The sequence below is a fragment of the Brevundimonas sp. AAP58 genome, assembly GCF_001295975.1.
Taxonomy (GTDB): domain Bacteria; phylum Pseudomonadota; class Alphaproteobacteria; order Caulobacterales; family Caulobacteraceae; genus Brevundimonas.
The window spans coordinates 1-20,897 of sequence record NZ_LJHU01000104.1; the positions used below are offsets into that span (position 1 = coordinate 1).

Here is a 20,897-nt window from a genome sequence, read left to right on the forward strand (position 1 = left end):
CGGCCATCCTGCCCAGTCCCCGCCGGTACAACGCCGGCTCGCCCGGACCCTATGTGCGTCGTCGCGCTTCAAGGGTTCAGGCTGCAGCCAATACCGTGCGTGACCAGGGTCTGGGGGCCTGTGTCATCGGTTGAGCCGCGCCTTCCGTGGCACCCAAGGCCCTGAGACGCTGGGGTTCGGCCCGCGTTAACGCCTGTCCGGTAACCTTGTTCATCGCAGGCTTTCGAGATCATGCGAACGGGGTAGGGGAAGATAGCCGAATGGGAGCTGGCGTCAGGATCGTCCTATTGCGGATCGGCAATCTTGGTCGGCGTCTCATGGCAGACGCGAGCGGGAACATCGCGATCACCTTCGCTCTGGTGCTCCCGATCCTGATCATGATCACCTTTGGCGGTGTCGACATCAGTCGCGCTTCGACCGTGAAGATGCATCTTCAGGACGCGCTTGACGCAGCGACACTGGCCGCCGCCCGATCCCCGTTCACCGACGATGCTCGCATCACCGAGGTCGGCATGAATGCCCTGCGTGCCAATCTCGCCCCCTTTCCGGACATCCAGCTGCTGGAAGGCCAGACAAGCTTTCGCCTGAACACGGCCACCGGAGCCGTGCAGGCGGATGCGACGGTGAGCGTCGATACCCTTGTCGCCGACATTGTCCTGCCGCCCTATGGCGCGGTGTTGGATGATCGACTGCCGGTGCGTGCCCGGTCAGAGGTGTTGCGCTCCAATAACCGGGTAGAGGTGGCCCTGGTTCTCGACAACACCGGCTCCATGGCGGGCCAGAAGCTGACCAATACCAAGGCCGCCGCGATCGACCTGATCAACCGGCTGGAGGCCGCGGACAGCCGGTCGATCGAACCCGACGCCATCCGGATCTCCCTCGTGCCTTTCTCGATGACGGTGCGGGTGACGCAGGGCGGGACCTCGACGATCCCCGGCTACATGTCCAATGCGACCAACCATACGGGCGGCACGGGGGCGCTGGGTCTGTTCAGCACAGGCGTCGGGCGCTTCACCCTGTTCCAGGACCTTGGCACGACCTGGGGGGGCTGCGTGGAGGCCAGGCCTCAGCCCTTCGACATCCGTGACACCGCCCCGACAAGCAGCAATCAGGCGACGATGTTCGTGCCCTACTTCGCGCCCGATGAGCCGGACCGCGGTGACTACCCGAACGACTCCACCTGGCAGAACTGGCTGAACAACTCCAACTCGGATCGGAACGACTATCTGAACGACACCCCGACCAGCAGCTATGGGACGAGCAACGCCTCCAACCCCATGGGCGGCAACAACGGACGTCGCACCATGTTCTTCGACCGGCTGAAGGAACGGTCGAAGTACAATACCGCCAACCGCCGCGGCACGCTGAACACCAGCTTCGGGCCCAACAAGGGCTGCACGCTTCAACCGATCATCCGCCTGACGGACAACTACAGCGCCCTGCGGACCGCCGTGAACAACATGGTGGCGACGGGCAACACCAATGTGCCCCTGGGTGCGATGTGGGGCTGGCACACCCTGTCGCCTAATGCGCCCTTCGGCGATGGGCGCCCTTACGGCACCGAGCGTCTGCAGAAGATCATCATCATCATGACAGACGGCGAGAATGTCATGTCGGGCAACAACAGCCCCAATAACAGCTTCTATAATGGCCTGGGCTACATCTGGCAGGAACGGCTGGGAATGGGCACCGGCAGCAACACGGCGCGGCGCCAGCGTATGGACGAACGGTTCGACCACGCAGGCAACAATCAGGAAGACCTGTGCGGCAACATGAAAGCGGCGGGTATCGTGGTGTATACGGTGGCCGTGCAGGTCGATAATCAGGCCCAGACCTTGATGCGCCGATGCGCGTCGAGCCCGGAGCATTATTTTCCCGTGAACAGCGCATCCGGCATTGGCGCGGCCTTTGACCGGATTGCGGGATCTATCGAGAACCTGCGCATCTCGCGCTGATCGGAAGGTGCTCCTGCATGCGGGATTCACCTTTGCTTAACCCCTGACGATGGCTCTTCCCTTAACCGCGCCCTGCTAACCCGGTCGCTCGCTCGTCCTGTGGGACGAGCAGGGGAGGACCATGAGGGCCGCCATGACCGTCGTTGAAAAGATCCGCTCGATCGCCGCGCGTGGCGCGTCTTTCCTTGTCCGGTCCGCCCACGATACGGCAGGCAACGTCGCCGTGATTTTCGCCCTCGTGCTCCCGCTGATCATCATGATCACGCTGGGCGGTGTGGACATCAGCCGCGCCTCGACCGTGAAGATGAACCTTCAGGACGCCCTCGACGCGGCGACCTTGGCGGCCGCTCGATCACAGTTCACAGACGACGCCCGCATCACTGAGATCGGTCTGAACTCGCTGCGGGCCAATCTTGCGCCGTTCTCCGACATTCAGCTGCTGGAGGAGCAAACCAGTTTCCGCCTCAACATATCCACCGGTGCCGTCGAAGCGGACACGCGGGTCAGCGTCGACACCCTGGTCGCTGACATTGTCCTGCCGCCGTATGGCGCAGCGCTGGACGATCGCTTGCTTGTTCGGGCGCGGTCAGAGGTCTTGCGCTCCAACAACCGGATCGAGGTTGCTCTGGTGCTCGACAACACCGGCTCCATGTCGGGCCAGAAGCTGACCAACACCAAGGCGGCGGCGATCGACCTGATCAACCGACTGGAGGCTGCAGACGGGCGGTCGATCGAGACGGACGCGATCAAGATCTCCCTGGTGCCCTTCTCGCAGACGGTCCGGGTGCACCAGGGCGGAACCAACAGCCCACCCACCTGGATGTCCAATGCGACGACCCATACGGGCGGCGGCGCTTGGAGTTCCTCGACCAACCCCCACAGCATGTTCAGCACGGCGGTCGGTCGCTTCACCCTGTTCCAGAACCTGGGAACGACCTGGGGCGGCTGTGTTGAAGCGCGGCCTCAGCCTTTCGACATTCGCGATACCGCGCCCTCGAGCGGCGATCAGCGCACCATGTTCGTGCCCTACTTCGCTCCGGACGAACCGGATCGTGGCGACTATCCGAACTTCTCGACGTGGCAGAACTGGCAGTACGAGGGCAACAACTACCTCAACGACGGGCGACCAGGCTCGAACTCATCCAGCCCCTTCTCCAGCGCCACCGCCCGAAACAATGAGTGGTTCGCCCGGCTTCGGAACACCGCCAAGTATGTGCCGACTTCGGGTCTCAACACGGGGTTCGGCCCCAACAAGGGCTGCAATCTGCAGCCGCTCATCCGCTTGACCGATGATTACAGCGCTCTGCGCGCGGCCGTGAACAACATGACCGCCAATGGGAACACCAATGTGCCGCTGGGCGCGATGTGGGGCTGGCACACCCTGTCGCCGAACGCCCCCTTCGGCGATGGCCGACCCTATAATTCGGAGCGGCTTCAGAAGATCATCATCATCATGACCGACGGCGAGAACGTCATGAGCGATACGAACAGTCCCAGCGATGGCGCCTACAACGGTCTCGGTTACATCTGGCAGAACCGTCTCGGCATCACGTCCGGCAATGCCGACACCCGGCGTAGTCGTATGGACGGTCGGCTGGATCACCCCACGGCCGGCACCGAGGACCTGTGCGGCAATATGAAGGACTCCGGGATCCAGGTTTACACCGTCGCCGTGCAGGTCGATTCCGCCTCCCAGACCCTCTTGCGGCGCTGTGCCTCAAGCGACGACCACTACTTCCCGGTCGACAGCGCCTCCGGCATCGGCGCGGCCTTCGACCGGATCGCCGGCGCCATCGAGAACCTGCGCATCTCGCGCTGACGGAACGACCGGCCGGAGCAGCCTTGCGGCGGTTCCGGCGTTCCTCCACGGTCAACCGTGGGAGGATTGAACATGACCTACATCACCGGCTTCCTGACCCCCGTGAAAGTCGCGGACAGGGATCGCTACATCCGTTCGGCCGAGGCGTCCTGGCCCTTCTTCCAGAAGAACGGCTGCCTGCATCACCACGAGACATGGGGCGTCGACATCGCCGACGGTCACACGACCGATTTCAATCGCGCGGTGAAGAAGGAGGAGGGCGAGGCGGTCGTGCTCGCCTGGCTGGTCTGGCCTGACAAGAAGACGGCGGACGACGCGTGGGCCCGGATGATGGAGGACCCGGACATGCAACAGATGGACATGCCCTTCGACGGCAAGCGCATGATGTGGGGCGGGTTCGAGACGATCTTCGAACGCAAGGCCTGAGGCGCTAGACCGGCAGACCAGAGCCGAGCATGGCGGCCACGACGACAACACCGCCAACGACCGTGACGCCGACACCGGCTGCGAAGATCATGACCGCCCGCGCCCTGCGCCGCCTCATGCCACCGGTCCGTACCTTGCGGATCATGAGCGGCGGCGTGCGGTTGAAGGCTTCCGAACCGACGATGTTGTGCTGGGACATGAGAACGCTCCCCGAGACTGGCCGTCCGACTGGACAGGCCCGTCAAGCGGGGTGGGCGGGGCCGAAAGATGGCGAACAGCGTTCAAACGCAAATCCGTGATCGGATGAACGCCGTTACGGCTCAGCCGCAGAACACCAGTCGGCCCGAATAGGCGCGGTAATAGCCGCTGACCGGATCGTAGGAGCGATAGGTCGCCGCGCACCAGGCCGTGCGGTTCGGGTCGCGCCAGCCTGCGCTGGGTCCGCCGAACTGTCCGGCATAGCCTTGACCAGGATAGACCTGATCCGGCCGTCCGTAGGCCCCCCAGTACTGGGCTCCCTGATTGTAGGGCTGGTAGACGTAGCCACCGCCCGACCGGCTGTAGCCCCCGCGCCCGTAACCGCGATAGCCGTGTCCGGAGCTGTGGTGGCGCACGAAAGGCCGCTGGTCGCGCCAAGACGCGTCACAATCGTCGCGGCCCCGATCCCAGTAGGCGTCGCAACGATAGTCGCCGGGCCTGTCCGCCTGACCGTTGTAGTCCCATCCGCCGCCGTGACTGGACCAGGTGCGAGAGCCCGGGGCGGCCGGGTCATAGCCCCGCCCGTGCTGGGCCGCCGCCGGGACGGCGACGAGGGCGGAGGCGATCAGGGCGGTGGCGACGGCTTTCATGATGGACGCCTCGAAGGATGCGGGTGATGCCCGCCGAATGGATGGCTAGAGGGTGACCGTTGCGGTCGTCCCCTGACGGGTGCGGATATACTGCATCAATACGGTGCGATCGCCGCCCGCGCTGACCGGGGCGATGATGAACCAGCCGCCATCGGGCAGCCCCTCGAACCGGAAGCGTCCGTCCTGGCAGGTCGTGGAGCGCACGAAGGAACGATAATCCGCGTTGGGGTCGGCCACGGTGCGGGCGCGCACCACGGCCTCGGGCACGGCGGCGCTGTCGGTGGAACCATAGAGCGTCTGGAACCGCTGGCGGGTGTAGGGGGTGTCCGGCGTCAAACCGACCGAGCCCGTGCAGGCAAAGGCCTGGCCGTCCATGCGAAAGGCGATACGGCCGTCGATGGAGGCCGAGCCGGACTGCGCCGACCAGGCGAAATCAGACGGGACGAAGGGGGCGGGGCCGGTGATCATCCCCGGGCCGGGCGCAGGCGCGCAGGCGGCCAGGGTGGCGACAGCGGCGATGGAAAGCAGGGCGGTGCGGACAGTCATGGCGCTCTCTGGAACGGATACCGGGGTTCGCTTCACAGGCGACCCCACAAGACGCCAAACGCGGGCGCAAGGTCAAGGTTGCGAGCCTTGATGACGGGCGCCACAAGGCCGGATCAGACGACGGTCGGACGCATGGCGAACCGGACCGCGAGGAAGGCTACAGGACCCCCATGACAGTCGTGTTTTCCGACATCCAGGCGGCGCAGGCGCGCATCGCCGGCCAGGTCGACCGGACCCCCGTGCGCTATTCGCGCCGCCTGTCCCAGCTGACGGGGGCTGAGGTCTGGGTGAAGTACGACAACCTGCACTTCACCGGCAGCTTCAAGGAGCGGGGGGCGCTGAACCGCCTGCTGTCCCTGACGCCGGATGAACGCCGGCGCGGCGTGGTGGCGGCGAGCGCGGGCAACCACGCCCAGGCGTTGGCCTACCACGGGGGGCGGCTGGGCATTCCCGTCACCATCGTGATGCCTGAGGGCACGCCCTTCACCAAGATCGACGGCACTCGCAGCCACGGGGCGACCGTGGTCATCGAGGGGGCGGACTTTTCAGGCTCTACGGCCGAGGCGCATCGGCTGCGAGACGAGAAGGGTTATGTCTTCATCTCGGCCTTCGACGACGAGGGCATCGTCACGGGCCAGGGCGTCTGCGCCATCGAGTTCCTGGAGGACGTGCCGGAGCTCGACGCCTTGATCGTCCCGATTGGCGGCGGCGGCCTGATCGCCGGCTGCGCCATCGCCGCCAAGGCCATGAAGCCCGAGATCGAGATCTACGGCGTCGAGGCGGCCATGTATCCGTCGTTCAGCGCCCGGCGGCGGGGCGAGACGCCGAAATGCGGCGGGGCCACCATCGCCGAAGGCATCGCCATCAAGGCCGTGGGCGACATCCCCTTCGCCCTCGCCGACCCTCTGGTCGACGACATCATGGTCTGTGACGAGGCGGACTTCGAAAAGGCGGTGGCTTTCTTCGCCACGCTGGAGAAGACGGTCGCCGAGGGCGCGGGCGCGGGCGGGCTGGCGGCCCTGCTGCGCTATCCGGAGCGGTTCCGGGGCCGAAAGGTTGGGCTGGTCCTGTGCGGCGGCAACATCGACGCGCGCATGCTGGCGGTGGTGTTGAATCGCGAGATGGTCCGTGAACGGAGATTGATCGTCTATCGCATCCTGTCCGACGATCGCCCGGGCATCCTGTCGGCCATGGCGGCGGTCATCGGCGACGTTGGCGGCAACATCATCGACGTGGTCCACAACCGTCTGGCGTTGGACGTTCCGGCCAAGGGGGCGGAGTTCGACATCATGGTCGAAACGCGCGATAGCGCCCACGCCGACGAGATCGGACAGGCTTTGAGGGACAAGGGCTATGCGCTTCGGATGGGCTAGTGTCGCGGTCGCGGCGATCCTGGGTCTGTCGGCCTGCGGGACGGGCGACGCGGGTGTGGACGCCGAGGCCAACGCCCGGGCGGCGGAGTTTTTCCTGGAGTCGAACGCGCGGGCCGAGGGCGTACAGACGACCGAGAGCGGGCTGCAGTACAAGGTCGTCCAGTCCGGTCCGGCCGGTGCCGTCAGCCCGGACCGCAACGACCTTGTCCGCGTCGACTACGAGGGCTCGCTGACCGACGGCACGGTGTTCGACAGCTCCTTCAGCCGGGGTCAGCCCTATGTGACCACCGCTGAGCAGGTCGTTCCCGGCTGGACCGAGGCCTTGCAGCGCATGAAGGTCGGCGACGAGTGGATCCTCTATGTGCCGCCGGCGCTCGGCTATGGCGAACAGGGGCAGGGCGCGGACATCCCGCCGAACTCGGTCCTGGTGTTCCGCATCAAGCTGCTGGACGTCGCCCCGGTGCCGGGCGGCGGACGCGGCGTGGGCGTGGCGGCGGGCTAGGCGGCCTGGCTCCATTCGTCCGCGACCAACGGGTCTGTCTCGGTGCCCGAGCGGTTATTGCCGAGAGCGTTGAACGCCTTGGCATCCATGAGCCGCGACAGCGCCCAGACGGCTGCGCCCCGGACCAGAGATGAAGGGTCGTCCAGCAAGGCCTCGGCGTTCTCTATCAGTGCCGGGTCTCCCGAGTTGCCGATGGCGTAGAGGACATTCCGGACGAAGCGGTCGCGACCGATGCGCTTGATCGGGCTCCTGGAGAATATGGCGCGGAAGGCGGCGTCGTCCAAAGCGGCGAGGTCGGCCAGGCGCGGCGACACCAGGGCCGCCCGGGCCGTCAGCCGCGCCTCGCGCGCGGCATTTGCGAACTTGTTCCAGGGACAGACGGCGAGGCAGTCGTCGCAGCCGTAGATGCGTGAGCCGGTCGCCACCCGGAACTCGACCGGCCACGGCCCGGCGTGCTCGATCGTCAGGTAGGACAGGCAGCGCCGGGCATCCAGCTGGAACGGCGCGGGAAAGGCCTGGGTCGGGCAGGTGTCGAGGCAGGCCGTACAGGAGCCGCAGTGCTCGGTCTCCGGCGGATCGGGCTCGATGTCGGCGGCGGTCAGGATGACGCCGAGGAAGAGCCAGTTGCCGTGCTCGCGGCTCAGCAGATTGGTGTGCTTGCCCTGCCAGCCGACGCCGGCGCGCTGGGCGAGAGGCTTCTCCATGAGGGGGGCGGTGTCGACGAAGACCTTGACCTCGGCGCCGAGGCGCGCGGCGAGCTGGCCTGCGAGGGTCTTGAGCCGGCCCTTGATGACCTCGTGATAGTCGTCGCCCCGGGCATAGACCGAGATGTAGCCGGCCGAACGGTCGTCCATCTCGGGCAGGGGATCGGCGGCCGGGCCATAGTTCATGCCGAGGACGATGGCTGTCCGTGCCCCCTCCCACATGGCAGTGGGATGGCTGCGGCGATCCAGCGTCGTCTCAATCCAGCCCATCTCGCCGTGCCGACCCGCCTCGACGAAATGGCGCAGCCGCTCGCCGGCGTCCCAGGGTTCGGACGCCGAGGCAAAGCGGCAGACGTCGAAGCCGAGCTCGGCCGCCTTGGCGCGCAGGATGTCGCGGAGGTCGGACATGGGGTCTCATACATCTCCCTCCCCCTGCGGGGGAGGGTGGTCGGAGCGAAGCGGAGACCGGGTGGGGGCGGCCCCGCGAGCCAGACTCCGACATCGCCCTTGGTTCGCCGTGCCGCCCCTACCCGGCCCTGCGCGCCTGCTCTCCCCCAATGGGGAAGGGAGACCACCGGCGCCTAGAAATCCAGATCGGCGTAGCAGGCGGCCGGGGCCAGGCCCTGGAAGCGGTCGGCCAGCAGGGGCCGAAAACACGGGCGCGACTTGATCTTCATGTACCAGGTCTTGAGCGCCGGCCACGAGGCCCAGGGAATCTCGCCGAAGTAATCCAGGATCGACAGATGAGCGGCGGCGACGATGTCGGCCTGACTGAGGCGGTGCCCCGCCATCCAGTCGCGGCCGGACAGCAGACCTTCGAAGACGGCAAGGTGGTGTTTCAGGGCGTCGCGGCCTTCGCGCAGCATGCGGGCTTCGGGCGGGCCGAGGCGAAGCAGGGGCTTTTCCATGCGCTCATGCAGCAGGACCGCGTTGACCTCGTCGGTGAAGCGGCGATCGAACCAGGCCGTCAGGCGACGAACCTCGGCGCGCTCGGCGGCGTCGCTGGGCATGAGCAGTGGCGACTTCTGCTGATCCTCGATCCAGCCCAGAATCGCGGCGGTCTCGCAGAGGGTGAGCGGAGGCGGGCCCGCGACCTGAAGCACCGGAGGCATGCCCGACGGGTTCAAATCATGAAGCGGGCAGTCGGCTTCCCAGGGGCGGACCAGAACCTCAGTCCACTCGATCCTCGCTTCTCCCAGAGCGAGCCGCACGGCGCGCGAGCCCGGATCGAAGGAGAAGTGAAACAGGACGCTGGCCGACATGTCCCGCTCCTGCCCCAGGGGCCGTTAAATCCGCGTTTACGGTGATGGCGATGCGGTGGCGGGAACCGCTGAGCTCCAGGGACCGCGCGGGTCGGCATGGATCAGGACGTCAGCGTCGGGGAAGGCGGTCTGGATGCGCTGCTCGGCCTCGACCACGATGGCGTGGGCGTCCTCGAACGACAGGCTCCGGTCGAGGTCGATGTGCATCTGGGCGATCAGGCGCGTGCCCGACAGGCGCGTCCGAAGTTGGTGCACGCCGCCGACGCGCGGATCGGACAGGACAGCATTCGTTACGGCGATGCGGTCGGCGTCCGACGCCTCGCGGTCCAGCAACTGGCCTCCGGCCTCCTTGATCAGCCCGACTGCCCCCCAGGCGAGCCACACGGCGACCACCAGACCGGCGGCGGCGTCGAGGCCCGGAGCGCCGAGAAAGGCGCCTGACACCACCCCGATCAGCACCACGGCGCTCGCCGCGAGGTCGGCGGCATAGTGCGCCCGGTCGGCCTGGACGGCCATCGAGCCCTGTGCCTTGAGCGATCGGGTCTGAAGCCAGACCAGGCCGGCCGTCAGCGCCATGGACACCACCACCACGCCGATGGCCCAGCCGCCGCCCGTCACGGGTCGGGGGTCGAACATCCGGGCCAGGGCTTCCCAGCCGATGAACGCGGCCGAGGCCAGGATCAGGCCGGACTGGACCAGGGCCGCCATCGCCTCACCCTTTCCGTGACCGTGCCGATGGGTGTGGTCGCCCGGTCGCGCCGCCCAGCGGACGGCGTAGAAGGTGGTCAGCGAGGCGGCGAGATCGAGGGCGGAGTCCGCCAGGGACGCCAGGATCGATACCGAACCGGATGCCCCGAGGGCAAAGGCCTTCAGGGCGATCAGCACCACCGCAACCCCGACCGAGAGCGTGGTCACCTGACGGGCGTCGAGCGCCTTGGGCGGAGCCTTTGGGTCGGGCGTGGCGGCGTCGGTCATCGCCGCCCTTGTGGCGGATCGCCCAAGGGTTGCCAAGGATCGCGCGGTCGCAGACCGGCGTTAGGGTTTCCGCCACGAAAGCGCCCCAACATCCTAAACAAATGACTGCGTCGGCGGGAGCGAGGATGACGTCAGGCCCGGATCAGGCCGGAAGCGACGCTGCGGGCCGCTGGGCGCCGCGGAGCGAGGTGCTGTCGCTGCTGGGGGTCAAGACCCAGACCCTCTACGCCTACGTCAGTCGAGGCCGCATCGCCGCCCGGCCCGACCCGGAAAACCCCCGGCGCAGCCTGTATGCCCTGGCCGACGTCATCCGGCTGAAGGGCGGCTCGTCGGATGACGCGTCGACATCGGACATTCCCTTCGACCGTGAGGTGAAGGGCGAGGCGCGAATCGATTCCTCGGTCAGCCTGGTCGCCGACGGTCGCATCTACTACCGGGGTCGCGACTCGGCGGAGTGGGCGCAGTCCGCCACGCTGGAAGATACGGCGCGCCTGTTGTGGGGCTGCGGCGATCTCAATCCCTTCGCGGGACTGGGCGTCCGGGTCGGTCTCGCGGGAGGGGCCTCGCATCGCGCCCGACTGTTCGCAGCCCTGGCAAGACGGGCCGAGGAAGACGCGCCCGCCACCGGCCGGGATGCGCGCACGCTCAGGCTCGAGGCTGGCACTGTGCTGAACGAGGTCGTGGATGCCGTCGCGGGACCGGGACCTCGCCTGTTCTTTCACCAGAGGCTGGCGCGCGGCTACAAGATGCTGGAGCGGGACGGCGTGCACCTCCGTCGCGCCCTCGTGCTCGCCGCCGAACACGACATGAACCCCGCGGTCCTTGCGACCCGCGCTGCGGCCTCGGCAGGAGCCTCACCTGCCGCCGCGGCCATGGCGGGTCTGGCGGCCTTGTCGGGGTCGCCGATGATCCGGACGCTGAAGCGGTCCATCACCTATGTCATCGAGGCGAGGCGCGACCCGAGCGGTGCGGCCGCCAGGCGGGTCGCTTCGGAAGGCGGGATCCCGGGGTTCGGCTCCGACAGCTTTCCGCACGGCGACCCCCGGGCCGAGGCCTTGCTGGCGCTCTCCGACCTCCCTCAGGACCTGCTGGCTGTCATTCGCGAGGGCGAGGCGGCATGCGGCCAGAGGATCGCCTTCGCCGGTGCTCTGGCAGTGCTCGTGCGGCGGCTGGAACTGCCGCGTGACGGTGCGCTCGACGTGTTTCTGACCGGAAGACTGGTCGGCCTCATGGCCCACGCGCTCGACCAAATCATGGACGGGGCGCCGATCCGCGCCAGATTGCGCTACGTCGGGCCACGGCCGTCCGAGACGACCCCTTGAAAACGTGTGCCTGATCGCGGATCAGACGATCGTCGCCGATCGCTGTCGCACGGCCCTCTGGAGCGCTCATGTCCGACTGGCTAGCAGCGATCATCCTCGGCATCGTCGAGGGGTTGACGGAGTTCATTCCCGTCTCCTCGACCGGCCACCTGCTGTTGCTCGGCCACTTCATGGGCTTCGAGAGCGAGGGCAAGACCTTCGAGATCGTGATCCAGCTGGGGGCCATCCTGGCGATCGTGAGCGTCTATTTCCGGCGGCTGTGGGCCTTGGCGACGCGCTGGCCGCATGATGCCCGGGCCCGGCATTTCATCATCGGCGTGCTGATCGCCTTCCTGCCCGCCGCCGTCGCGGGCGTGGCCCTCTATCCGCTGATCAAGGAGGTGTTGTTCGAGACCCCTCTGATCATCTGCATCGCTCTCATCGTCGGCGGCGTGCTGCTGCTTCTGCTTGATCGGATGAAGCGGGCCCCGAAGTATCTGGACGTGAGCACCTATCCGTTCCGGGTCTATGCCTTGATCGGCCTGTTCCAGTGCCTCGCCCTCGTGCCCGGCGTGTCGCGGTCCGGAGCCACGGTCGCGGGCGGCCTGCTGCTTGGGACCGACAAGCGGTCGGCGGCGGAGTTCACCTTCTTTCTGGCTCTGCCGACAATGGGTGGGGCGGTGGCCTATGACCTGTTCAAGAGCCGGAACGACCTGGATTTCACCGACGTCGGCCTGATCGCCGTCGGCTTCGTCACCGCCTTCGTGACCGCCCTGTTCGTTGTGCGCTTCCTGCTGGACTTCGTCAGCCGGCACGGGTTCGCACCCTTCGCCTGGTGGCGGATCGCGGTGGGCACGCTGGGGCTGGTGCTGCTGTGGGCCGGCGTCGGGGCCTGACTTGTCAGGGCGGCGCGTTCGGGGGCATCGTCCGCCCATGAGCACCCAGCCCGCCCCCGGCGAACGCTTCCCGTCGTTCGAAGCCTTCTATCCCTACTATATCCATGAGCACTCCAACCGGATGTGCCGTCGGATCCATGTCGTGGGATCGGCCCTGGTGATCGTGGCGGCTCTGCTGGGGCTGTTCGTGAACGCCTGGTGGTTCCTGGCCATGCCGCTGGTCGGTTACGGCTTCGCCTGGGTCGGGCACTTCTTCTTTGAGAAGAACCGGCCGGCGACGTTCAAGTATCCCCTGTGGAGCCTGATGGGCGACTGGCGGATGTTCTTCGAGACCGTGAGCGGCCAGAGGAAGTTCTAGGCGCCGACGATCACCGTTCCGTCAGTCGACTCTCCGCCGCGCCAGAGGCATCATCAGTGGGGGGCGCGGGGAGACGATGAAGATGAACGGCGTGGGCCATCTGAAGATGAGGCTGGCGCAGTACGGTGCCGCCTGGGTGACGGCCTTTCTGATCACAGGCGCGGCGATCCTGATCGGTCTGCTGTTCGCCGATCTGATCGTGGCGACCGACTGGGTCCTGATGGTCATGATCGCCGCGACCGTTCTGGCGCTGGGGATCGGTGTGGTCGTCAGCCTGCTGTCGCGTCAGGCCCTGGGGATCAAGCTGCTGGTCGTGCTGGGCGGATTGATCCTGCTGCTGCCGCTGATGTGGGCGCCGGTGGCCGCCGCCGTCGCCATCGCCTTCTTCGCCGACCGATCGATCGAGTATTCCAGCGTCTACGCCGCCTTCCAGATCGGGGTCAGCGAACTGCTGTTCCCGCTTGAGGCCTGGGTCCTGTCCGGCGCGATCTTCGGCAGCGTCTGGGCCTTCTTTCAGGGCGTGGCGACGGTGGTCGGGTTCATTTCGGCGCTCTCCAACATCTGGCCCTTGCTCCGACGCGTTCTCGGATCCGAGCCGGGCGCGGCGGCCGCCTGATCCGGCGTTCGGCTCAGCGGTTCGCCGGGTCGCGGAAGGCCCAGAGGCTGAGGGCGAAGACGGCCACGGCATCGCGGTCGGGCGATCCCTGCGGAGGAAGGTAGAAGGTCGGGCGCATGCCGTTCAGATCGACGCCGCCGACTTCCACGCCGTCACGGCTGATGACATAGCCCATGACCGCGCCGCCGCCGAAGGGCAGGCCGCCGAGGCGGCGGGTCTCGGTGCGATACTCGACGCCGTTCCACATGAGGAAGCCCGCGCGCTGGGGCTGCTGGAGGCGGCGCAGGATGGAGCCTCGTGCCAGCGCCAGGCCCATGGCGGCGTCGGCAGGCGCGGCCCCCGCGTAGTCGCAGTCGTAGCTCAGAGGTTCGCGGTCGAAGGTGATGCCCAGAATTTCGCGGTGGCCCTGGCCACCGCCGCAGCTGGCGGTGACTTCGCCGCCCGGGATGACGATCGACAGTTCGGCTGGGGTGAAGTCGCGCGACTGCCAGGGCAGGCGCACCTCATTGTCCCGGAGAGAGGCCCAGCCGGTGTATTCGCCGACCGCGAAGCCCGGCCGGAACAGGCTGGGGCCACGTCGGCCCGACAGACCGATCCGCTCGGTGCGATCCCGCATCGGGACCGATGCATCCTGCGCCGAGACGGCGACAGGGGTCATGGCGACAGGAGCGGTTGCGATCAGGGCGGCGAGGGCGAGGCTGGCGAGGCGCATGGCGAACTCCGGGCTGTCGTTCGCAACCTAGAGCATTCGTTGTTCGACGACGAGTCGGAGCCTCAGTTCGAGGCGCTCTCCCAGGCCGGGGGGCAGCCCTCGAAGCGGCCGGCCTCTATGATGGTCAGGCGGCGCTGGTTGAAGCGCATCACCGGGTCCATCGAGCGGCGACCGTGGCCGGTGTAGAGGTCGACCCTCTGGCCCCGGATCGCGCCGCCGGTGTCGGACGCATACCAGTAGCCATCGTGGACGGTGCCGTCCGGAAGGCGGATGCCGACCGTCTCGCGGATGAAGACGCGGGTCCGGCGGGGGATGACGCGCGGATCGGTGGCGATGGTGCGCATGGCGATCGGCCGGCAGCCAAGCGAATCGTTGCCCGTCGCTCCACCCCCGCCCGCGTGATAGAGGCTGGCGCGCGCGCTCCAGTCCGGCTCTGCGGCCATCAGGGCGGCCTGTTCCTCGGTCAGGGATGCCGAAATGTCTTCGGAACCGTCGCGCGTTTCGACGCTTTCACTCACCACGGGGTCGGCCGCAACGGCCGCTTCGTAGGAGATGGGATCGGCGACCGGAAAGGCCGCGGCCCAGAGCATGGCGAACGCCGCGACGGTGCTCAACACAGACGAAACTCATGGTGACACCGGCCCCAAAGACCATGCCGGCGGGTCGGTGTGTGCTCAGCCCCTGTGTCGGAATTGCGGCGTGGTTCGCCAGCCGCACGTCCGGTCCCGCCTGCGTCCGGATCAGTCCACAGTTGCAAGAGATGACGGGAACCCGGCTTGGGCAACGGCGACGGTTGCGATAGCAGTCGTCAAGGCAAATCGATTCTATGCTGAGGCGCGATGCTGACTGTTCATGGCGATATTCGTTCGGGCAACTGCTTGAAGGTCAAGTGGCTGCTGGAGGCGCTGGGACGGGATCATCAGTGGATCGAAGCCGACGTCATGACGGGGGCGACCCGGACGGCGGCCTTTCTGGCGTTAAACCCGTTCGGGCAGGTTCCGCTGCTGGTGCTGGAGGACGGGCGCACCCTGGCCCAGTCGAACGCGATCCTGCTCCATCTGGCGCAAGGGTCTGCCTTCATCCCGTCGGATGACTATGAACGGGCGCGAATGCTGGAGTGGCTGTTCTGGGAGCAGTACAGCCACGAGCCCTATATCGCCGTGGCCCGGTTCCAGCGCGCCTTCGCCGGCAAGTCGGCGGAGGAGATCGAGCCCCGCCTGATGGAGCGCGGCCGGGCGGCGCTGGTCCGGATGGAGCAGGCGCTGTCGACGGATCGGTGGCTGACGGCTGGACCCCAGGCGTCGCTCGCGGACCTCGCTCTGGTGGCCTACACGCGGGTGGCGCACGAAGGCGGCTTCGACCTTTCGCCCTATCCCGCGATCCCAGACTGGATCGGCCGGACCGAGGCTGTCTTCGGGATCAGGTCCTGACCGGCCCCCCGTCGCCGACGCCGATGATGGCTGTGACCCTGCACCCCCAAGTTTCGGGGTCATGCAGGGTCTGGATCACTTCAACAGCGACGGCAGCCAGAGCGACAGCTCGGGAATGAAGACGACCAGAATGAGCACGGCGACGCAGGCCAGGTAGAAGGGCCAGATCGTCTTCAGCGCCTGGGTCATCGGAATGCCGCCGATGGCAGAGCCCACGAACAGGACCGAGCCCACCGGCGGCGTGATCAGGCCGATGCCGCAGTTCAGGATCATGATCACGCCGAAGTGCACCGGATCGATGCCGAAGGCGCGGGCGAGCGGCAGGAAGATCGGCGTGCCGATGATGATCAGCGGGGCCAGGTCCATGAAGGTGCCGAGGATCAGCAGCACCACGATGATCATCAGGAGCACCACGATGCGATTGTCGGTGACGCTCTGCAGGAACTCGACCATCATCGTCGGCACCTGAAGATAGGCCATCAACCAGCCGAAGGCTCCGGCCGCGCCGATGATAAACAGCACGGCGCCGGATGTGCGGGCGGCCCCGAGGCAGGCCTCCTTGAAGGCCTGGAACGACATCTGGCGATAGACCAAGCCGGTCACCACGGTGGCGTAGACCACGGCGATCGATGCGCTTTCCACGGCCGTGAAGATGCCGGCGCGAATTCCGAAGAAGATGATCCCGATCAACAGCAGGCCCGGGATGGCGGCGATGGTGCGCACCAGCACGGCCCGGAAGCCGGGAAAGGGCTCGGCGGCGTAGCCTCGGCGGCGCGCCACAACATAGGCGGTGGTCATGACGGCGACGGCCAGCATGGCGGCCGGGATGACGCCCGCGGCGAACAGGTCCGAGATCGAAACCCCGCCGCCGGCCGCGGCGGAGTACAGGATCAGGTTGTGCGATGGCGGCACCAGCAAGGCCACCAGGGCCGCGGTGATGGTGACGTTGACGGCATAGTCGACGTCATAGCCGCGCTTCTTCATCTGCGGGATCATGGTGCCGCCGATCGCCGAGACGTCGGCCAGCGCGCTGCCCGAGACGCCGCCGAACAGGGTCGAGCCGACCACGGACACCTGACCGAGACCGCCGCGCATATGGCCCACAAGCGAGGCGGCGAGTGAGATCATGCGATCGGAGAGCCCGCCCTTCAGCATCAGTTCGCCGGTGAAGATGAACAGGGGGATGGCCAGCAGAGCCACCGAGGTGATGTCTGATCCCATCTGCTGGATCACCACGATGGGCGGCAGCGCCAGATAAAGCACTGTCGCCACGGTCGCCGTCAGCATCGAGAAGGCGACCGGCACGCCGATCAGCAGCAGCAGGGCGAAGAGGCCGAACAGAATGGCGAATTCCATGCTCAGTCCTCCTGCGCCGGGACATAGTCCCCGGTCAGCAGGCGCTCGACGGCGAACACCAGGATCAGCGCGCCGCCCACGCACAGGCCGATGAACTTCAGGCCGGACGGAAGCTGGGCTCCGGCCAGCGGCACGGCCCAGTCGTCGATCATCAGCTGGCCGCCCAGCACCATCAGGGCGGCTCCGGACGCCGCCGCGATCAGTCGGGCCAGCACGCGACTGAAAGTGTTCAGCGGCCGGGGCAGGGCGTCTCTCAGGGTCAGGAAGGCGAAGTGGCTCTCGCGCCGCACCGCGACTGCCGAGCCGAGCATGACCGCCAGGCTCATGAACAGCAGGGCGACCGGCTCGGTCCAGCCAGGGCTGTCGTTCAGCACATAGCGGGCGAAAACCTGCCAGGCCTGCACCAGCGTCATGACGACCAGCGCCATGCCCGCCAGGATCATGCATGCGCTGGCGAGGGGATCGAGCCAGCGGCCGCCCTTCGCGCGAGGTTCAAACATCGACGCCCTCCCTTAGGCGTTGGCCCGGCCCTTTAGGCCGTCGCGGAAATCCGGTCGTAGAGCGCGCGCAGCCCGGGCGACTGGAGATACTTGCCCAGCACGGATCGCGTCGCCGTCGCGAAGGCCTCCCGATCGACCTCGACGGCCTGGGTTCCGGCCGCGAGCACGGCCTGCCGCGCCTCGGCCTGACGGGTTTCCCACGCCGCGCGCATGATGGGAACCGACCGCTGGGCCACCTCGCGCACGAGCTCCCGGTCACGCGGCCGGAGCCGATCCAGACTGGCTCGCGACATCAGAAGCGCGTCGGGCAGGTAGGAATGCTCTGTGATGCTCAGATAGGGCGCGACCTCGAACTGGCGGCTGGATTGGTAGCTGGGCCAGTTGTTCTCGGCCCCGTCGATCAGATGGGTCTGCAGGGACGAGAACACCGCGCCGAAGCTGAGCGGCGTCGGGTTGGCTCCCATGGCCCTGAGCGTATCCAGGAAGACATCGGACTGCGGGGCCCGGATCTTGAGCCCGCGCAGCTGCCCCGGCTCGGTCACTGGCGCGCGCACATTGTAGAGATTGCGCGGGGCGGCGTCATAGTAGGCCAGTCCGACCAGCCCTCGGCCCTCGAACACGTTCAGCAGCTCATGGCCGATGGGGCCATCGATGACGCCCCGCATGTGGTCCGTCGAGCGATACACATAGGGCAGGGACAGCAGGATGGTCTCGGGAAAGGCGTTGTTCAGGGCGGCCACCGAAACCCTGCAGATGTCGATCGCCTCGAACCGGGTCAGGCCGATGGAATCGTCCTCAGACCCCAGCTGCCCGGACGGATACTGGGCGATGCGGACGCGCCCGTCGGTCAGGCGGTTCAGCTCCGCTCCGATCCAGCCGACGGCCGTGACGGTCGGATAGTCCGATGGATGGACATCGGCGGCCTTCAGCGGCGCGTCTTCGGTACCGGGCCGCGAGCAGGCGGCCAGACCGGCGAGACCCGCCAGGGTGAAGGCGCGACGGCTGAGGCTCATGCGGCGTCTCCTACGGCGGGCACCGCGACGCAGGCGATCTGACCGTCGTCTCCGAAATCGGCGACAGCGATCTGGCCGGCCGTCAGGCGGTGCACCCCCGTCGCAGCCCCGCTGGAGATCAACTGCCCGGCCTCGATCCGGCGTCCCAGCGTCTCCAGAAGGTTCAGAAGAAAGGCCAGTGAGTCCAGTGGCCCGCCGGGGATCGACCGCGCGCCGCCAGTCCCGACTTCCCCGCCATCGATCTCCATTCGGCAGGTGAGGTCGCTCAACCGATCGCGCCAGTCGGGCACAGCGGGGCCCAGGATCAGTCCGGCGTTGTTGCCGAAGTCGGAAGCCGTCACGGCCGGACCGTGGTCGTTGATGCCGGGGAAGGGACTGCCCGCGATCTCCACGCCGATATGGACCGCCTCGACATAGGGGGAGACCGAAGTCGCGTTCCAGGAGCCGCCAGCCGGGCGGACCTTGGGGCTTTCGCCGAGCTTCAGCACATACTCGGCCTCGACGGCGGTGAACCCTCCGACAATGGCACTGAACGGCGTGGGCTCCGGCCCGGCCTGCCAGACATTCCGGCCGAAGATCGGTCCTGCCAATCGACCCGCGCCGAAGCGGACGTCCAAGGGGGGCGCGATGCGCCCCAGCTTCCAGCCCACCACATCATCGGGCCAGGCGGCGATCGCCGCGTCCTGGATGGCATAGGCGGTCGCCATGTCCGTCGGCACTGGGCCGGGGTAGTCGGGCAAGGCGCGAGAGGCGAGGCGCGCTTCGACGAAGCGGGCCGCCACCATCGCGGTCGCGGTCTGAACGGACGCGGCGCTGGCGGCGGTCATGCTGCGCCTGCCGAGATAAGAGAGATGCCCGTCACCCTGAGTTCCGTCGCCGCGTTTCCCCGCCGGTCTTGCCGCCGGTCGGAGGATGATTGAAGCGTTAGGAAACCGGTGTCAACGGGCGACCTTCGCTGGTGATCCGTGGTGCGGTTTCGTTGGCGCAGGCGCTGCGACGGTTGTATGGCTGGGCTTGAGAGACAACGAGGTCGAGCTTGACCGACGACGACATCGCCAGCGGGCGCAGCGGCCTGAAGCCCGGAAAGCGTCCCACCATCAATGATGTGGCTCGCATCGCCGGGGTGTCGAAGAAGACCGTCTCGCGCGTCATCAATCAGTCGCCCTTCGTGCGCGAGGAAACGCGGGTCAAGGTCAGCGCTGTGATCGACGAGCTGGGTTTCACCCCTGACGTCCAGGCCCGCGGCCTGGCTTTTCGCCGCTCCTTCCTGGTCGGCCTGATCTACGACAATCCCAGCCCGAACTACGTCGTCAACATGCAGCAGGGCGTTCTGGACGCCCTGCGGGGGTCAGGCCTGGAACTCGTGGTCCACCCCTGCGATCGGGCCAATCCCAATCTGGTCGCTGAGATCCGCGCCTTCGTCGAGCGCCAGAAACTGTTCGGCGTGATCCTGCCACCCTCGGTGTCCGAGGACGAGGCGGTGATTGACGTGTTGCGGGATCTGGACTGCCCCTATGTCCGGATCGCCTCGGTGTCGCTGGACGAACCGGGGCGCATGCTGGTGACCAACGACCACCTCGGCGCGGCCGAAGCCGGGCGACATCTTGCGGACCTCGGGCACCGCCGGATCGGTTTCATCTCGGGTCCGGCCCTGTTCCGCTCCAGCGCCCAGAGGGGCGGGGGCCTGCGGGGAGCCTTGGCCGAGAAAAGCGTGGCGCTGGACGAGCGTTACGTGGCCCAGGGTGCCTATACCTTCGAGAGCGGGGTGGAGGCGGCCAAGGTCCTGCTGGGCCTCGATCCGCGGCCCACGGCCATTTTCACCGGCAACGACGAGATGGCGCTCGGCGTGTTCAAGGTCGCGCGCGACATGGGGCTGGAGATCCCGCGCGATCTGTCCGTCGTGGGTTATGATGATCTTCCGATGGCCTCGCGGGTGTGGCCGAATCTGACCTCGGTGCGCCTGCCGATCCGCGACATGGGTCGGATGGCGGCCGAAAAGCTTTTGGCACCGATGCGCGGCCTCGATCCCGCGAAACTCGACCAGCCCGAGGTGCGCCCGTCGCTGGTGGTGCGCGACTCGGCGGCGGCGCTGACGGCCTAGACGACCGTGCGGATGTAATCCGCGATCGCCTGATCCTTCGCGTTGGCGAAGAAGTAGTCCTGGAACCGCTCGCCGGCGATGGCGGCTTTCAGCAGGTCCTGATCCACCGTCGTCAGGACCGTCAGCATATCGTGGCAGATCGCGGCCTTGAGATCGCGCAGGATGCCGCGATTGCGGGCCATGATCTCGGCGCGCTCCTTGGGA

The 20,897-nt window shown here is 67.2% G+C and carries 23 protein-coding genes and 1 pseudogene; 11 read left to right on the plus strand and 13 right to left on the minus strand.

The window, feature by feature from the left end; translation table 11 throughout:
• The first annotated feature begins 317 nt into the window (after nucleotides 1-317).
• From IP78_RS12860 to IP78_RS12870, 3 genes are all read left to right on the plus strand, one after another.
• The gene (locus IP78_RS12860) at nucleotides 318-1,955 is read left to right on the plus strand and encodes a VWA domain-containing protein (protein ID WP_197272459.1); all 1,638 of its coding nucleotides are present in this window, start codon (nucleotides 318-320) and stop codon (nucleotides 1,953-1,955) included.
• 133 nt (nucleotides 1,956-2,088) lie between these two features.
• Nucleotides 2,089-3,774, plus strand: a complete 1,686-nt coding sequence (locus IP78_RS12865) for a TadE/TadG family type IV pilus assembly protein (RefSeq protein ID WP_054112078.1) — start codon at nucleotides 2,089-2,091, stop codon at nucleotides 3,772-3,774.
• Between the two features lie 72 nt (nucleotides 3,775-3,846).
• Complete coding sequence (locus tag IP78_RS12870; protein WP_054112079.1) at nucleotides 3,847-4,200, plus strand: DUF1428 domain-containing protein; 354 nt, start codon at nucleotides 3,847-3,849, stop codon at nucleotides 4,198-4,200.
• 4 nt (nucleotides 4,201-4,204) lie between these two features.
• Here the strand turns inward: IP78_RS12870 and IP78_RS12875 are convergent, their stop codons facing one another.
• The 3 genes from IP78_RS12875 to IP78_RS12885 all read right to left on the minus strand — a co-directional run bounded on the left by IP78_RS12875 (nucleotide 4,205) and on the right by IP78_RS12885 (nucleotide 5,594).
• Nucleotides 4,205-4,399 (minus strand): hypothetical protein, encoded by a 195-nt coding sequence (locus tag IP78_RS12875; RefSeq protein ID WP_054112080.1) that lies wholly within the window; start codon nucleotides 4,397-4,399, stop codon nucleotides 4,205-4,207.
• A gap of 121 nt (nucleotides 4,400-4,520) precedes the next feature.
• Complete coding sequence (locus IP78_RS12880; protein ID WP_054112081.1) at nucleotides 4,521-5,048, minus strand: BA14K family protein; 528 nt, start codon at nucleotides 5,046-5,048, stop codon at nucleotides 4,521-4,523.
• A 45-nt stretch (nucleotides 5,049-5,093) separates the two neighbouring features.
• Nucleotides 5,094-5,594 carry a hypothetical protein gene (locus IP78_RS12885; RefSeq protein ID WP_054112082.1) on the minus strand — a complete coding sequence of 167 codons (501 nt, stop codon included), beginning with the start codon at nucleotides 5,592-5,594 and terminating at the stop codon, nucleotides 5,094-5,096.
• A 170-nt stretch (nucleotides 5,595-5,764) separates the two neighbouring features.
• Between IP78_RS12885 and IP78_RS12890 the strand changes: the two genes are divergently transcribed.
• Nucleotides 5,765-6,967 (plus strand): threonine ammonia-lyase, encoded by a 1,203-nt coding sequence (locus IP78_RS12890; RefSeq protein ID WP_054112083.1) that lies wholly within the window; start codon nucleotides 5,765-5,767, stop codon nucleotides 6,965-6,967.
• Nucleotides 6,948-7,469: an FKBP-type peptidyl-prolyl cis-trans isomerase gene (locus IP78_RS12895; RefSeq protein ID WP_054112084.1), complete on the plus strand. Its 522-nt coding sequence runs from the start codon at nucleotides 6,948-6,950 to the stop codon at nucleotides 7,467-7,469. Before IP78_RS12890 ends, IP78_RS12895 begins: the two co-directional genes overlap by 20 nt.
• Here IP78_RS12895 and queG read toward each other — a convergent pair.
• From queG to IP78_RS12910, 3 genes are all read right to left on the minus strand, one after another.
• Nucleotides 7,466-8,581: a tRNA epoxyqueuosine(34) reductase QueG gene (gene queG / locus IP78_RS12900; protein ID WP_054112085.1), complete on the minus strand. Its 1,116-nt coding sequence runs from the start codon at nucleotides 8,579-8,581 to the stop codon at nucleotides 7,466-7,468. The genes IP78_RS12895 and queG overlap by 4 nt on opposite strands.
• A 173-nt stretch (nucleotides 8,582-8,754) precedes the next feature.
• Nucleotides 8,755-9,435: a glutathione S-transferase family protein gene (locus tag IP78_RS12905; protein WP_054112086.1), complete on the minus strand. Its 681-nt coding sequence runs from the start codon at nucleotides 9,433-9,435 to the stop codon at nucleotides 8,755-8,757.
• A 36-nt stretch (nucleotides 9,436-9,471) separates the two neighbouring features.
• Nucleotides 9,472-10,410 carry a cation diffusion facilitator family transporter gene (locus tag IP78_RS12910; protein ID WP_054112087.1) on the minus strand — a complete coding sequence of 313 codons (939 nt, stop codon included), beginning with the start codon at nucleotides 10,408-10,410 and terminating at the stop codon, nucleotides 9,472-9,474.
• Nucleotides 10,411-10,535: 125 nt separating this feature from the next.
• Between IP78_RS12910 and IP78_RS12915 the strand changes: the two genes are divergently transcribed.
• The 4 genes from IP78_RS12915 to IP78_RS12930 all read left to right on the plus strand — a co-directional run bounded on the left by IP78_RS12915 (nucleotide 10,536) and on the right by IP78_RS12930 (nucleotide 13,581).
• On the plus strand, nucleotides 10,536-11,732 hold the full coding sequence (locus tag IP78_RS12915; protein ID WP_054112088.1) for a citrate/2-methylcitrate synthase: 1,197 nt from the start codon (nucleotides 10,536-10,538) through the stop codon (nucleotides 11,730-11,732).
• Nucleotides 11,733-11,800: 68 nt separating this feature from the next.
• A complete protein-coding gene (locus tag IP78_RS12920; RefSeq protein ID WP_054112089.1) occupies nucleotides 11,801-12,607 on the plus strand; it encodes an undecaprenyl-diphosphate phosphatase in 807 nt (268 codons plus the stop codon).
• A 37-nt stretch (nucleotides 12,608-12,644) separates the two neighbouring features.
• Nucleotides 12,645-12,965, plus strand: coding sequence for an Mpo1-like protein (locus IP78_RS12925; protein ID WP_054112090.1), 321 nt, complete (start codon nucleotides 12,645-12,647; stop codon nucleotides 12,963-12,965).
• A 76-nt stretch (nucleotides 12,966-13,041) separates the two neighbouring features.
• The gene (locus IP78_RS12930; protein ID WP_054112091.1) at nucleotides 13,042-13,581 is read left to right on the plus strand and encodes a hypothetical protein; all 540 of its coding nucleotides are present in this window, start codon (nucleotides 13,042-13,044) and stop codon (nucleotides 13,579-13,581) included.
• Nucleotides 13,582-13,594: 13 nt separating this feature from the next.
• Here IP78_RS12930 and IP78_RS12935 read toward each other — a convergent pair whose 3' ends face one another.
• Both IP78_RS12935 and IP78_RS12940 read right to left on the minus strand, forming a co-directional pair.
• A complete protein-coding gene (locus tag IP78_RS12935) occupies nucleotides 13,595-14,293 on the minus strand; it encodes a hypothetical protein (RefSeq protein WP_054112092.1) in 699 nt (232 codons plus the stop codon).
• 62 nt (nucleotides 14,294-14,355) lie between these two features.
• Nucleotides 14,356-14,910: a 3D domain-containing protein gene (locus IP78_RS12940; RefSeq protein WP_054112093.1), complete on the minus strand. Its 555-nt coding sequence runs from the start codon at nucleotides 14,908-14,910 to the stop codon at nucleotides 14,356-14,358.
• 222 nt (nucleotides 14,911-15,132) lie between these two features.
• On the opposite strand from IP78_RS12940, the gene IP78_RS12945 reads away from it, so the two are divergent.
• Nucleotides 15,133-15,723 (plus strand): glutathione S-transferase family protein, encoded by a 591-nt coding sequence (locus IP78_RS12945; RefSeq protein ID WP_054112094.1) that lies wholly within the window; start codon nucleotides 15,133-15,135, stop codon nucleotides 15,721-15,723.
• A gap of 75 nt (nucleotides 15,724-15,798) precedes the next feature.
• On the opposite strand, the gene IP78_RS12950 is transcribed toward IP78_RS12945, so the two are convergent.
• Genes IP78_RS12950 through IP78_RS12965 form a run of 4 tightly spaced genes read right to left on the minus strand, consistent with a single transcriptional unit; the run spans nucleotide 15,799 to nucleotide 19,419 of the window.
• On the minus strand, nucleotides 15,799-17,079 hold the full coding sequence (locus IP78_RS12950; RefSeq protein ID WP_054112095.1) for a TRAP transporter large permease: 1,281 nt from the start codon (nucleotides 17,077-17,079) through the stop codon (nucleotides 15,799-15,801).
• A gap of 2 nt (nucleotides 17,080-17,081) precedes the next feature.
• Nucleotides 17,082-17,579 (minus strand): TRAP transporter small permease, encoded by a 498-nt coding sequence (locus IP78_RS12955; protein WP_054112096.1) that lies wholly within the window; start codon nucleotides 17,577-17,579, stop codon nucleotides 17,082-17,084.
• Between the two features lie 32 nt (nucleotides 17,580-17,611).
• A complete protein-coding gene (locus IP78_RS12960; protein ID WP_054112097.1) occupies nucleotides 17,612-18,592 on the minus strand; it encodes a TRAP transporter substrate-binding protein in 981 nt (326 codons plus the stop codon).
• A complete protein-coding gene (locus tag IP78_RS12965; protein ID WP_054112098.1) occupies nucleotides 18,589-19,419 on the minus strand; it encodes a 2-keto-4-pentenoate hydratase in 831 nt (276 codons plus the stop codon). Before IP78_RS12965 ends, IP78_RS12960 begins: the two co-directional genes overlap by 4 nt.
• A 209-nt stretch (nucleotides 19,420-19,628) precedes the next feature.
• Here IP78_RS12965 and IP78_RS12970 point away from each other — a divergent pair, with 209 nt between their 5' ends.
• Entirely contained in the window at nucleotides 19,629-20,693 is a 1,065-nt protein-coding gene (locus tag IP78_RS12970; protein ID WP_054112099.1) for a LacI family DNA-binding transcriptional regulator, read from the plus strand.
• Here IP78_RS12970 and IP78_RS12975 read toward each other — a convergent pair.
• Nucleotides 20,690-20,897, minus strand: a pseudogene (locus tag IP78_RS12975) (hypothetical protein); the annotation flags it as partial. The gene IP78_RS12970 and the pseudogene IP78_RS12975 overlap by 4 nt on opposite strands.